Origin of the sequence: Aurantimonas litoralis (genome assembly GCF_026153195.1) — a bacterium.
Classification (GTDB): domain Bacteria; phylum Pseudomonadota; class Alphaproteobacteria; order Rhizobiales; family Rhizobiaceae; genus Aurantimonas; species Aurantimonas coralicida.
In genome coordinates, this window is the sequence record NZ_JAPFBM010000001.1 from 384,681 (window position 1) to 397,964 (window position 13,284).

General features: G+C 67.1%; 12 protein-coding genes. 8 read left to right on the forward strand and 4 right to left on the reverse strand.

All coding sequences use genetic code 11. The features are described from left to right. The first annotated feature begins 52 nt into the window (after window positions 1–52). The 6 genes from N7I30_RS01895 to nanR are packed head-to-tail and all read left to right on the forward strand — an operon-like array spanning window position 53 to window position 6,904. Entirely contained in the window at window positions 53–697 is a 645-nt protein-coding gene (locus tag N7I30_RS01895; RefSeq protein WP_498636305.1) for a DUF2291 family protein, read from the forward strand. A gap of 1 nt (window position 698) precedes the next feature. After that, window positions 699–2,258, forward strand: a complete 1,560-nt coding sequence (locus N7I30_RS01900; protein WP_187390778.1) for a sugar ABC transporter ATP-binding protein — start codon at window positions 699–701, stop codon at window positions 2,256–2,258. Then, window positions 2,258–3,328 (forward strand): ABC transporter permease, encoded by a 1,071-nt coding sequence (locus tag N7I30_RS01905; RefSeq protein WP_498636307.1) that lies wholly within the window; start codon window positions 2,258–2,260, stop codon window positions 3,326–3,328. Before N7I30_RS01900 ends, N7I30_RS01905 begins: the two co-directional genes overlap by 1 nt. Window positions 3,329–3,340: 12 nt before the next feature. Beyond that, complete coding sequence (locus N7I30_RS01910; protein ID WP_498636309.1) at window positions 3,341–4,360, forward strand: Gfo/Idh/MocA family protein; 1,020 nt, start codon at window positions 3,341–3,343, stop codon at window positions 4,358–4,360. Then, a complete protein-coding gene (locus N7I30_RS01915; RefSeq protein WP_498636310.1) occupies window positions 4,357–6,153 on the forward strand; it encodes a D-apionate lactonase family protein in 1,797 nt (598 codons plus the stop codon). Before N7I30_RS01910 ends, N7I30_RS01915 begins: the two co-directional genes overlap by 4 nt. A 4-nt stretch (window positions 6,154–6,157) precedes the next feature. Continuing rightward, complete coding sequence (gene nanR, locus N7I30_RS01920; protein WP_187390774.1) at window positions 6,158–6,904, forward strand: transcriptional regulator NanR; 747 nt, start codon at window positions 6,158–6,160, stop codon at window positions 6,902–6,904. Window positions 6,905–6,928: 24 nt separating this feature from the next. Here the strand turns inward: nanR and N7I30_RS01925 are convergent, their stop codons facing one another. Then, window positions 6,929–8,299 carry a four-carbon acid sugar kinase family protein gene (locus N7I30_RS01925; protein WP_498636312.1) on the reverse strand — a complete coding sequence of 457 codons (1,371 nt, stop codon included), beginning with the start codon at window positions 8,297–8,299 and terminating at the stop codon, window positions 6,929–6,931. 106 nt (window positions 8,300–8,405) lie between these two features. On the opposite strand from N7I30_RS01925, the gene N7I30_RS01930 reads away from it, so the two are divergent. Then, entirely contained in the window at window positions 8,406–9,233 is an 828-nt protein-coding gene (locus tag N7I30_RS01930; RefSeq protein ID WP_024350205.1) for a phosphogluconate dehydrogenase C-terminal domain-containing protein, read from the forward strand. Between the two features lie 94 nt (window positions 9,234–9,327). Here N7I30_RS01930 and N7I30_RS01935 read toward each other — a convergent pair whose 3' ends face one another. From N7I30_RS01935 to N7I30_RS01945, 3 genes are read right to left on the reverse strand one after another with little or no spacing between them, the layout of a single operon-like run. Continuing rightward, a complete protein-coding gene (locus N7I30_RS01935; protein WP_498636314.1) occupies window positions 9,328–9,744 on the reverse strand; it encodes a GFA family protein in 417 nt (138 codons plus the stop codon). Between the two features lie 38 nt (window positions 9,745–9,782). After that, window positions 9,783–10,247 carry an SRPBCC family protein gene (locus N7I30_RS01940; protein ID WP_370192375.1) on the reverse strand — a complete coding sequence of 155 codons (465 nt, stop codon included), beginning with the start codon at window positions 10,245–10,247 and terminating at the stop codon, window positions 9,783–9,785. Beyond that, the gene (locus tag N7I30_RS01945) at window positions 10,244–10,564 is read right to left on the reverse strand and encodes a metalloregulator ArsR/SmtB family transcription factor (RefSeq protein WP_210310115.1); all 321 of its coding nucleotides are present in this window, start codon (window positions 10,562–10,564) and stop codon (window positions 10,244–10,246) included. Before N7I30_RS01945 ends, N7I30_RS01940 begins: the two co-directional genes overlap by 4 nt. A 301-nt stretch (window positions 10,565–10,865) precedes the next feature. On the opposite strand from N7I30_RS01945, the gene N7I30_RS01950 reads away from it, so the two are divergent. After that, window positions 10,866–13,271, forward strand: a complete 2,406-nt coding sequence (locus N7I30_RS01950; protein ID WP_498636317.1) for an ATP-binding protein — start codon at window positions 10,866–10,868, stop codon at window positions 13,269–13,271. Window positions 13,272–13,284: the final 13 nt, after the last annotated feature.

The following is a 13,284-nucleotide window of genomic DNA, read 5'->3' on the forward strand; positions in this document are numbered from 1 at the left end:
CTCGTGCCTGGCCATCGTGCCAGGCACATCACCTTTCGGGGGCAGGACTGCCATGCGCAACAGAACCATCCGCACCACCATTCTCGCCGCCTCGGTCCTCTGCCTCTGCGGCTTCACCATCGTCTGGGACTCCGAGAAGACCGCCGGTGAAGGCGCGGTCGCCGCCACCGACGAGACCCGCATGGCGGCCTATGCCGAAGAGGCATGGGAGCCGAAGGTCATGCCGGAGATCGCCAGCCACGTCGTGCCGCTGACCGATCTGCGCGCCGCCATGGCCAGCGATCCCGACGCCGCCGGCGAACAATACGGCTTCCCCCGCGACGGCGAGACCAGCCCGTGGAACTTCGCCGTCTCCGGCGAGGGCAAGATCGTCGAAGCCAAGCTGAAGAGCCGCGCCGCCAAGCTGCAGGTCGACACCGACGGCGACGGGAAGGGCGACGTCACGGTCCAGCTCGGCCCGATCATCCGCGGCACGGCGCTGCGCGACGCCATGCCGTTCATCGTCTTCACCGATTTCCGCGACCAGATCGAATTCGCCAAGCTCGCCAATGCGCTGAACGCCGTCGCCCATTCGCGGCTGACGCTTCCCGAGGGCGACGTGGTCGGCCAGACCGCCCGCTTCGAGGGCGTCATCGCGCTGAAGGGTGACGCGCAATCGGTCGAGCTGGTCCCGACCCAGCTTAAGATCGGAGAGTGAGATGGCAGACGCTGCCCATCCGATCGGCCTGTCGATCCGCAACGGCCTGAAGGTCTATCCGGGCACGGTCGCCCTCAAGGACGTCGATTTCGACCTCCATATGGGCGCCGTGAACGTGCTGGTCGGCGAGAACGGCGCCGGCAAGTCGACGATGATGAAGGTCATCGCCGGCGTCGAGCAGCTGACCCAGGGCACCATCCTGATGGATGGCGAGGAACGGGTGTTCCGCTCGACCGACGAGGCCGCCCGCCACGGCATCGGCATCGTCTTCCAGGAGCTCAACCTCTTCCCCAACCTGTCGGTCAGCGACAACATCTTCATCGCGCGCGAAAAGACCCGTGCCGGCGTCGACATCGACATGGCCGCGCAGCGCGAGGAAACCCGCCGCCTCCTGCGCCGGCTGGAGCACGACATCGACCCCGACACGCTGGTCGGCGACCTCAAGGTCGGCCAGCAGCAGATCGTCGAGATCGCCAAGAGCCTGGCCCAGGACGCCCGCATCCTGATCCTCGACGAGCCGACCTCGGCGCTGTCGGCCTCCGAGGTCGAGATCCTGTTCCGGGTCATCGCCGATTTGAAGGCCAACGGCGTCGGCATCGTCTACATCTCGCACCGGCTGGAAGAGCTGATCCGCGTCGGCGACTACATCACCGTCCTGCGCGACGGCGCCATCACCGGCGCCCGCTCGATGGACGGCGTCGACGTGCCCTGGATCGTGCGCAACATGATCGGCGAGGCCTCGAAGGATTTCGCCAAGGAGGTCGAGCACGATTACGGCGCCGAGATCTTCCGGGCCGAGCATATCTCGCTGCCCAACAAGAGCGGCGGACTGGCCGTCGACGACGTCTCCTTCTCGCTGCGCGAGGGCGAGATCCTCGGCGTCTACGGCCTGATGGGCGCCGGGCGCTCGGAACTGCTCGAATGCATCATCGGGCAGCAGCGCGACTATGCCGGCTCCTTCTTCATGCGCGGCGAGCACCTGGCCAAGCGCGGCGTCTCCGACCGGATCGCCCGTGGCCTCGCGCTCATTCCCGAGGACCGCAAGCAGGACGGGCTCGTGCAGATCCTGTCGATCCGCGAGAACATGACGCTGTCCAGCCTCGGCGCCTTCACCCGCGGCATCCACATGTCGCTGAAGCGCGAGGCCGAGACCGTCGCCGACTTCATCCGCCGCATGACCATCAAGATCGCCTCCCCCGAGCACGAGGTCTCCTCGCTGTCGGGCGGCAACCAGCAGAAGGTCGTCATCTCCAAGGCGCTGATGACCGACCCCAAGATCCTGCTCATGGACGAGCCGTCCCGCGGCATCGACATCGGCGCCAAGGCCGAGGTGTTCCGGGTCATGCGCAAGCTAGCCGCAGACGGCCTCGGCATCGTCTTCGTCACCTCGGACCTCGAAGAGGTGATGTCGCTGTCCGACCGGATCCTGGTGATGTCGAACGGCCGGGTGACCGGCGAGTTCAGCAAGGACGAGGCGACCGAAACGGCGCTCGTCGAGGCTTCGGCAATGGGGCACGCCCCCGACCACGCACCCAGTTCCGCCTTCAAGGAGGCCTCGTGATGACCGCCCAGACCGCCACCGCCGTTCCCCGCCGGGAGATGGACAGCACCTCGATGCTGCTCGTCATCCTGAAGGCGCGCACCTTCATCGCGCTGATCCTCGTCTTCGTCTTCTTCGCTTTCGCCGCGCCGAACTTCCTGTCGACGGCGAACATGGTCATCATGTCGAAGCACGTCGCGCTCAATGCCTTCCTCGCCATCGGCATGACCTTCGTCATCGTCTCCGGCGGCATCGATCTGTCGGTGGGCTCGATCGTCGGCCTGTGCGGCATGGTCGCCGGCTGGCTGATCCTCAACGGCATCGATCTGGGGCTCGGCTGGTCGATCCAGTTCAACACGATCGAGATCTGCCTCCTGGTCATCGTCGTCGGCGTGGCCGTCGGGGCGATCAACGGGTTCCTCATAACCAAGCTCAACGTCGCGCCCTTCATCGCAACTTTGGGCACGCTCTATGTCGCCCGCGGTGCCGCCATGCTGTCCTCGGACGGCCGGACCTTCCCCAACCTCAACGGCAGCGCCGAATACGGCTCGGACACTTTCCGGATGATCGGCGCCGGCGACTTCCTCGGCATTCCGATCTCGATCTGGATGCTGATCGCGGTCGGCTGCGTCGCCGCCTACATCGCCAAGCGCACACCGCTCGGCCGCTACATCTATGCCGTCGGCGGCAACGAGAAGGCCGCCGCCCTGTCCGGCGTGAAGGTCAACCGGGTCAAGTATTTCGTCTACATGTTCTCGGGCTTCTGCGCCGCGCTGGTGGGCATCATCATCGCCTCGCAGCTCGTCGCCGCCCATCCGGCCACCGGCGACACCTTCGAGCTCAACGCCATCGCCGCGGCGGTGCTCGGCGGCACGTCCATGTCGGGCGGTCGCGGCAAGATCGGCGGCACCATCATCGGCGCCTTCGTCATCGGCGTCCTGTCGGACGGCCTCGTGATGATGGGCGTCTCGGCCTTCTGGCAGACCGTGATCAAGGGTCTCGTCATCATCGCCGCCGTGGTCATCGACCAGGCGCAGCAGCGCGTCCAGAGCCGCGTCGCCCTGCAGGCCCAGGCGGCCCTCGGCAAGTAAGGAGAGTACCCCATGAAAGGCGCATTGATCGGCTGCGGCTTCTTTGCTCAGAACCAGCTGCATGCCTGGCGCGACATCGACGGCGCGGAGATCGTGGCGCTCTGCGACCGCGATCCCGAGCGGCTCGCCGCCACCGCCGAGACCTTCGGCATCGCCCGCACCTACACCGACGCCGCGGCCATGTTTGCGGCCGAGGAGTTGGACTTCGTCGACATCGCGACGACCGTCCAGAGCCACCGGCCGCTGGTCGAGATGGCCGCCGGCGCAGGCTGCCATGTCATCTGCCAGAAGCCCTTCGCCGAGACGATGGACGACGCCCGCGCCATGGTGGCCGCCGTCGAGGCCGCCGGCCGCACGCTGATGGTGCACGAAAACTTCCGCTGGCAGTCGGCCGTGCGCAAGGCGATCGAGACCGTGCGCAGCGGTGCGATCGGCACGCCCTTCTTCGGCCGCGTCGCCTTCCGTTCGGGCTACGACGTCTATTCCGGCCAGCCTTATCTGGCCGAGGGCGAGCGCTTCATCATCGAGGATCTGGGCATCCACATCCTCGACATCTCGCGGGCGCTGTTCGGTGACGTCGAGCGCATCGCGGCGACCACGAAGCGGGTCAATCCGAAGATCAGGGGCGAGGACGTCGCCACCATGCTGCTCGCCCACGAAGGCGGCGTGACCTCCGTCGTCGACTGCTCCTATGCCACCCGCCGCACGCCGGAGACCTTCCCGCAGTCGCTGCTGGAGATCGACGGCACCGAGGGCACGCTGCGGCTCGACGCCGGCTACAGCCTGGTCGTCCAGACCGGCGGCGAGGAGACGGTGACCGACGTGTCGCCGCCCGTCCTGCCCTGGGCCGAGCGCCCCTGGCACAACATCCAGGAGAGCGTGCGGATCATCCAGCAGCACTTCGTCGCCTGCATCGACGCCGGGACCCAGCCGGAAACCTCGGGCGCCGACAATCTGAAGACCCTGGCGCTGGTCCAGGCCGCCTACCGCTCGGCCGAGACCGGCGAGACGGTGAGGCTGTCCGACATATGAGCGATCCGGTCGAACTCTACGGCACGGACCAGCCGCTCGAAACGGCGCGTTCCGTCGAGCTCGGCCCCGTCGCCTTCGCCTTTCGCAACGGCGCGATCTCCCACCTCACCGTGGGAGCCCGCGAACTCCTGCGGCAGGTGGCGTTCCTCGCCCGCGACCGGGACTGGAGCACGCTGTTTCCCGAGGCAGGTCCGGTGCGCGAGAGCCGCGAGGGCGATGCGCTGGTGCTCCGCTGCGGGCTCGCCTTCACCAACCCGCCGGGGCGGCTCGACGTGGAACTGACCATCCGCGTCCGGCCGGACGGGCTGGATTTCGAGGCGGTGGGCAAGGCGAGCGGCCGGTTCGAGACCAACCGCACCGGCTTCACGGTTCTCCACCCGATCACAGGCCAGGCCGGGGCGCCCGTCACCGTCACCCATACCGACGGACAGGTCGAGGAGGGCCATTTCCCCGAGCGCATTGCGCCGTGGCAGCCCTTCATGGACATGGCCGGCATCACCCATCGGGTCGGCGACAAGGAATGCCGCTGCCGTTTCGAGGGCGACGCCTTCGAGATGGAGGATCAGCGCCAGTGGGGTGACGCCTCCTTCAAGACCTACAACCGGCCGATCGCCCTGCCCTGGCCCTACGACATCGCCGATGGCGAGGAACTGCGCCAGGCCGTGCGCCTGACATGGTCGGACGTCCCGGCAGCCGCACCGAAGTCCGCCGCGCCGCCGGTCGCCGGAACGACGTTCCCGCAGACGGCCATCCTCGTCACCGCCGACCATGCCCGTCGGGCCGTTGCCAGTCTCGGCGATCTCGACGCGGTCCGACCGCAGCGCCTGCTTTGCCATGTCGACGCCAGCCTCGGCGACGTCGCCGGGCAGTTCGCGGCCCACGCCGCCCTGCAGGCCGCCGCGCCCTCCCATGGTTTTGACCTGGAGATGATCGCCGATTTCGGCGGCGATGCGGATGTCAATCCCGACCCGATCCTTGCCGGCTATGCCGACGCCATGCGCGCGGCGGGCTTTGCGCCGGACAGCGTCATGGTCTGCCCGTCGGTCGACCGGCAATCGACGCCGCCCGGATCGGCCTGGCCGCCCTGCCCGCCGCTCGACGCGATCCATGCCGCCGCACGCCGCCGGTTCGACGTGCCCCTGATGGGCGGCGGCATGGCGAGCTTCTTTCCCGAGTTGAACCGCAAGCGTCCGCCAGTGGAGATGCTCGACTTCGTCGTTCATTCGCTGTGCCCGATCGTCCACGACGCCGGCGACCGCGCCGTGATGGAGACGCTGGAGGCCGTCGCCCACATCACCGCCTCGGCGCGGGCGATCATCGGCGATCGCGACTACCGCATCGGCCCGTCGACCATCGCCATGCGGCAGAACCCTTATGGCGCCCGCACCATCCCGAACCCGGATCGCCGCCGCGTCCCCATGGCCGACGACGAGCCGCGCCATGCCGGCCGGTTTGCCGCGGCCTATGTAGTGGCGCTCGCCACCGCTCTGGCCCCGGCGGGGATCTCCGTCTGGACGCCGGCCGAACTCTACGGGCCGCGCGGCCTCTTCGCGCCCGACGGCAGCCGCCTGCCCCTGACCGAAGCGATCGCGGCGCTGGCGGCTTGCGCCGGAATGGCGGTGGTGGCGAGCGAAGTGGACACACAACGCGCCCATCTTGCCCTGTCGGGCGCCGTGTTCGACGCAAACCTCACATTAGAACCCTTCGAAGACTTGCCACCTTTTGGTTGGAAGGTAAGAGACGACGTCGGCGCAACGCTGCGGCAGGGCGGCGCGACGAGATCGAAGAGGTAAAGCGGTGTTCCAGCTCGATTCAGGCCAGGAGGGCGAGAAGATCGTCCGGCGCAAGCTCTCGGATCAGGTGCTGGACAAATTGCGCCACATGATCCGGTCGCGCGAATTGCGCGCCGGCGACTACATGCCCTCCGAGCGCGCCCTGATGGAGCGTTTCGGCGTCGGCCGCCCGGCGGTGCGCGAGGCGCTGCAATCCCTGCACAATGCCGGCCTGATCACCATCAGCCATGGCGAGCGCAGCCGGGTCAACGAGATCACCGCCGGCACCGTTCTCGACCAGACCGACGAGATCGCCCGCCTGCTGCTCAACGCGGTGCCTTCGAACCTGGAGCATCTGAAACAGGCACGGCGCATGTTCGAGCTCGGCATCGTCCGAGTGGCCGCCGAGAACGCCACCGACGCCGATGTCGCGGAACTGCGCGAACTGGTGCAGCGCCAGCGCTCGCTCCTCGGCGGCGACCCGGTGCCGTTCATCGAGGTCGACATGGCGTTTCACACGCGCATCGCCGACATCGTCGCCAACCCGATCATCTCGGCCGTCTCGGTCGCCATGCTGCGCTGGCTGTTCCAGTACCACACCTCGCTGCTGCACTGGTCGAACAACGAGGAGATCACCCTGACCGAGCACGACTGCATCGTCGACGTGATTGCCGCGCACGATCCCGACAAGGCGGTGGAGACCATGCGCGGCCATCTCAACCGCTCGCTCGACTTCTACAGTTTCGGCGACGGCGAGGCGCCGCCGCGCTGATCGCCCGGGCCCGGCGCCCGCGGTTCAGCCGCGCGGACCGCCGCCGTCCCTGATCCAGCCGAAGAAATCCTCCGAGCCCATCTGGCCACCCTTCAGGGCGATCTGCAGCCCGTCATGGGCGCCCTTGCCATAGGCGGTGGACAGCGACGCGCCCGGAATCGTCGGGGCGCAGGCGACCAGCGCGTCGAGACCCAGTTGCCGCATGCCGTGACCCGACGTGTCGCCACCCGAGATGACGGCGCGGCGGATCCCGGTCTCGCTGAGCGTCCGGTCGAGAATCCGGCCCAGGGCCTCGCCGATGCGCCGGTTGGCGATCTCGATGGTCAGGCCGCTCTGCGAAACCGTCGACCGGAAGGCCGCGACCGCCTTGTCCTGGTTGCCGAGCGCCGAATGGACCAGCGGGCTGGCGCCATTTGCGGCCGCCGCGCAGGCCGCCGCGACGAGCCGGTCTTCCTCCGCTGCCAGTTCCGCCGGCGAACCGCAGACGCGCGTTGCGTCGAAGGGCAGCAGCGCGAAGCCGTTGGCGCCGGCCCAGGTGAGCTGCGCGCCGGTCATCGGCGAGACCGATCCCGAGATCACGGCGATCCGGTCGACGCGCCCGGCACTGCCGGCCGGTTCGGCCGGAGCGATCAGGCCGATCTCCAGCCAGTGGCGCAGCAGCGCGAATTCGATGCCCTGGCTGCCGACCACGAAGCCGAGCCGGTCGCGGTTTTCCCACAAGAGCCGCCCTGCCGCCGTCTCGCTCGCCGGCTCCATCGAATCGATCGACAGGAGCCGCGCGCCGTCGCGCAGGACCGCCTCCAGCCGCGGCTGCGGGCCGGACCACAGCGCCTCCAGGTCGATCAGCGCCGAGGGCAGCGACGTCTGTTCGGCCAGATGCTTCAGGAGATCGGCCTCGTGCATCGGCGTGACCGGATGGTCCGACATCACCGGGTGCCGGTCGAGCCGGTAGACGCCGTCGAAGGTGCCGGCGAAGAGATGGCCGAAGGCCTGATAGCGGCGCAACTGCGGCGCGGCGGTCAGGATCGGCACCGCGTCGGCCGGACGAATGGCCAGGCCGAGATCGATCGCCTTGCCGATATTGCCGGTCTGCGGCGAGGAATCGAAAGTCGAGCAGACCTTGTAGTGTAAAAGGGGCGCGCCGAGATCGTGCAGGAACTGCAGCGGCGTCGGCATGTGCTCCGCCATCCACTCCGGGCCGTGGCTGCGCGCGGTGGACGCGATGCCGATCGCCCGGCAGGCGCTGAAGCGGGCGAGCAGTTCTGCGTCCGGCACGTCGCTGAACAGAACGGTCGGCACGCCCGCAAAGGCCAACGCTTCCATCACGGCGGCCGATCCGGTGAAGTCGTCGCCGTACCACGTCACCCAGGGCGTGACGGGCTCTGTCTCTTGCATGAAGCTACCTCGAAGGCCCGTGGCGGGCGTTGACATTTCGGTCCTATTATTATCTCATCATACCAGTTTAGGAAAGGTCCCGTCGGACCTCGGAGGAGTGTAGGCAATGACCACTGTGGCGCTGTTCGGCGCAGGCGGCAAAATGGGTGTCCGTCTTTCCCGCAATCTGGCGAAATCGGATTTTGACGTCCGCCATATCGAGGTCGACCCGAAGGGCCAGGAGCGCCTCAAGGATGCGATCGGCGTCGATTGCGTCGATCAGGAGACCGGACTGGACGGCGCCGACGTGGTGATCCTCGCCGTGCCGGACACGGTGATCGGCAAGGTCGCGTCGCTGGTGGTCCCGAAGGTCGCACCGGGCACGATCGTCGTCGTTCTCGACGCCGCGGCTCCCTTCGCCGGCCATCTGCCGGAGCGGGCCGACATCACCTATTTCGTCACCCATCCCTGCCATCCGCCGATCTTCCACAACGAAGAGACCGAGGCCGGCCGCAAGGACCATTTCGGCGGCGTCGCGGCGCAGCAGGGCGTCGTCAACGCGCTGATGCAGGGCCCGCAGGAGCATTACGAGATCGGCGACAAGGTCGCCCGCGCCATCTACGCGCCGGTGGCCCGCACCTACCAGGTGACCGTCGAGCAGATGGCCTATCTGGAGCCGGGCCTGTCGGAGACGGTCTGCGCCTCGCTGCTGGTGGTCATGCGCGAAGCCATGGACGAAGTGGTCAAGAAGGGCGTGCCGCATGATTGCGCCCGCGACTTCCTGCTCGGCCACATGAACATCCTCGGCGCGGTGATCTTCGACGAGGTCGACGGCGTGTTCTCCGACGCCTGCAACAAGGCCATCGAATTCGGTAAGCCGATGCTGATGCGCGACGACTGGAAGCGCGTCTTCGACCGCGACGAGATCGCCGCAAGCATCCAGCGCATCACCTGAAGCACGACGCTTCATCGACATGACAGGAAACGGGCGCGTCGCAGGACGCGCCCGTTTCGTTTGCGAACGACGCCGCCCGCGCTTCGTCTGCCGTCTAGCCCGGCGGCATCTCGGCAAAGCTCTTCAGGCCCGGACCGACCCGGTCCCATTGCTGGGCGCGGGCCGCATAGGTCACCATGCTCGGATGGAAGCAACTCGGGTCGTCGAGACTGCCGACATGGATCGCGATCATTTCGGGCATCGCCTCGAACGTGACGAAAACAGGCGAGCCGCAGATCGGGCAGAAGGCGTTGTGCTTGACGTTGCCGCTGTCACCGGCGACCGGCCAGGACTTCAACTCACCCTGGACGATCAGGTCCTCGCGCCGGTCAAGAACCACGTAGGACGCATGGCCGGTGCCGCTGCGCTGCTGGCATTGGCGGCACTGGCAATGAAGCGCGGCGATCGGTACGCCGGCCTTTTCGTAGCGGATCGCGCCACAGGCGCATCCGCCGGTATAGGCTTCAGACATCTTCCGTATCCTCGAAAAGCGCAGCGCTCCGCGCCGCGTCAGGCGGCCCTCGCCCTGCCGGACAGATCGAAGCCCCGGCCGGTTTCCAGATAGGATTTCAGGCTGGACAGGACGAGCGGCCAACCCTTGCTGACCCCGGCGGCCATGCCGCTGCCGACCTGCAGGTCGTCATGGCTGACGCTCAGCCGGACGCCGTGATCGTTCGGCTCGATCTGGAATGTCACCCGGCTGTAGCTGTCCGGGTCGGATGCCTGGGACGCGCCGGTCCAGGTCATGACCAGTCGGTGCGGCGGCGCGCTCTCGACCACCTTGCCGACGATCTCCACCGGCCGCTCGTCATTGTCGCGGACATGCCGCCAGGTCGAACCCGGGGTCCAGTCCGAGACATTCTCGTGCCCCCAGTAAAGCCGCGCGACGTCCGGCCGGGTGATCGCCTCGAAGACCTTTTCCGGCGTCGAAGCAATGTAGGTAATGTAGACAAAACTGGTCCTGTCCTGCGTCATTTCCGTTCTCCTTCGAGTTCGTTCTTCAGGTCGTGCAACAGGGTGAGCCGGTGCGTTTCGAACTTGCGCACCCAGCGCTCGTAGATGTCGTGCAGCGGCACCGGATTGATGAAGTGCCGTTTCTCCCGCCCGCGTTTGACGGTGCTCACGAGATTGGCCGCCTCCAGGATTCCCAGATGCTGCGTGGCCGACTGGCGAGCCATGTCGAGATTCAGGCAGAGCTGCCCGAGGGTCTGGCCATTCTCTTCGCAAAGGCGGTCCAGCAGCTTTCGGCGGGTCGGATCGCCGAGCGCCTTGAAGACCTTGTCATCGTCCATTGATCTCATTTCCATGCTGACGGCCCATGATATGCAGGTTTCTGCCTGCATGTAAAGACAGGCAGGTTGATACCTGCATATCGCGGCGCCGCGCCTTGTCGGGTGTGTCACGGAAAGGCAACGCTCGCAGCCATTCTGCGACCGGCAAGTCGCACGAGGCGGGGCGGCAACAGGTCCTGCCCGGTAGGCGTGAAGGGATTGGTGAACCGTCTTTGCCGAAATCGCCGTGCTTGTGGTACCGCTGCGCCAGATAGATCGAGGGCGCTTCACATTCGGCCCGGATCGGCAGACTGCGAGCAGCATGACCCCTCTCTGGCAATCCCTCTTCGCCAATCTGGCGCTTGTTTCGATTCTCGTGCTCGCATGGGATTTCGTCACCGAATGGACGACCCGGCTGTCGCCGAAGGTCCAGTCCCTCTTGCTCGGGCTGATTCTCGGCATCGGCGCCGTCGTCTCCATGGCCTCGGCGCAGCCGCTGATCGCCGGCTTCATCCTCGATCTGCGCGCGCCGCTGGTCGCTGCGGCTGGCTTCTTCGGCGGGCTGCCGGCGGTCATCATCGCCGGCGTCGCTGCCCTGTTCTACCGCGTGTACCTGGGCGGCGCGGGCGCCATGGCCGGCGTCGCGGACATCGTCATCACCATCGTCGTCGGACTGGCCGCCTATTGGCGGACACGCACGCGTCCGCGCACGATCAGCGTCATCCTCGTCTTCGGCCTGGCCGTCGCCTTCGGGCGGCTGGTGGCGTTCCTGGCGATCCCGGCGGATCTGCGGCTGTCGCTTCTCGCCCGCACCGGCGTACCCTTGCTGGTGCTGACCTTCATCAGCGCCGTGCTCATCGCGGTCGTCCTGCAATGGCAGGCGCGCCGGCGCGAACTGTCGGCGACCAACGCCATCTACCGCGCCATGGTGCGGGAGCTTCCGGACTGCCTCAATGTGAAGGACGTCGACGGGCGGTTCATCGCCGCAAACCCGGCCACCGCCACGATGATGCGGGTTCGCGGCGCCGCCGACCTGATCGGCAAGACCGATTTCGATTTCTACCCGCCCGAACTGGCGACGCGTTTCCGGGCCGACGAGGTCGCCATGCTGGAGAGCGGCAAGGCGATCCGGACCGACCAGATGACCGTGTTCCCGGACGATTCCGAGGGCTGGCTCAACACGCTGAAGGCGCCGTTCCGCGATCATACGGGCCGGATCGTCGGCATCATCACCTATAATCGCGACGTCACCGAGCAGAAGCGCAATGCCGCGGTGAAGAACGAGTTCATCGCCACGATCAGCCACGAACTGCGCACGCCGCTGACCTCGATCCGCGGCTCGCTCGGCCTGATCACCGCAGGTGTCACCGGCGAATTGCCGCCCAAGGCCGCCCACATGGTCGAGATCGCCCACAACAACAGCGAACGGCTGGTGCTGCTGATCAACGACATTCTCGATCTGGAGAAGCTGGAATCCGGCAAGATGCCGTTCGACCTGCAGCGCACCCGGTTGCGCCCCCTCCTGGAGCAGGCGATTGCCGCGAGTTCCAGCTACATGCCCGAGCGCCGCGTCACCATCCGGCTCGTCGACGAGGCGCCCGACATCGAGGCGAAGACCGACACCAACCGCCTGCACCAGGTCTTCGCCAATTTCCTCTCCAACGCGGTCAAGTTCTCGCCGGTCGACGGGACCGTCACCGTGACGATCGCGCGGCTCGGCGAGGACTGGGTGCGCATGTCGGTCTCCGACCAGGGCCAGGGCATCCCCGAATCCTTCCGCAAGCGCATTTTCGGCAAGTTCGAACAGGCCGACGCCACCGACAATCGACAGAAGGGCGGCACGGGGCTCGGCCTCAGCATCGCCAAGACGATCGTCGAGAAGCTGGGCGGCAAGATCGGCTTCGATACCGGCGATACCGGCACGACCTTCCATGTCGACCTGCCCGAACTGGTCGCCCGGCAGAACGATCCGGCCGGTGTTATCGATCATCGCCCCCGCGTTCTCGTCTGCGAGGACGAACGGGATATCGCCGAGATCGTGGCCGCTCATCTCGACGCGCAGGGGTTTGCCAGCGACATCGCGCCGGGCATCGCGACGGCGCGGACGCTTCTGTCTAACTTCGAATATGTTGCGGTCACGCTCGATATCCGGCTGGCCGGTGACAGCGGCATCGAGCTCTTCCACGAGATCCGCCGGTCGCCGCGCAATCCCGATCTGCCGGTTCTGGTCATCTCGGCCGTGGCCGACGAGACCCGCGAAGCGCTGAACGGATCGGCCGTCGGCATCATCGACTGGCTGGCCAAGCCGATCGACACGGCCAAGCTGCGAGCCGCGCTGGACCGCGTGGCAATCCGCTCGCCCGAGAGCCGGCCGCGCATCCTGCATGTCGAGGACAATCAGGACGTCACCGAAGTGCTTGCCGGCGGGCTGGGCGGCGATGTCTGCGTCACCTCCGCCCGCACGCTGGAGGCGGCGCGCGAACTGGTGGCGCGGCAGCCGTTCGAGCTGGTCATCCTCGACATCAACCTGCCGGACGGCTCCGGCCTCGACCTGTTGCCGGACCTGTCGTCGGATGTCGCGGTGATCATCTTCTCGGCCGACGAGGTCGATCCGAACCTGCCCCGCCGGGTCAATGCGACCCTGACCAAGACCCGCTCCTCGGAGCTCGACGTGGCGCGGCTGGTGCGCAGCTACCTGCCAAGCGGGCCGCAATCCGGCGGCGCCTGATCGCCGCGCGGCT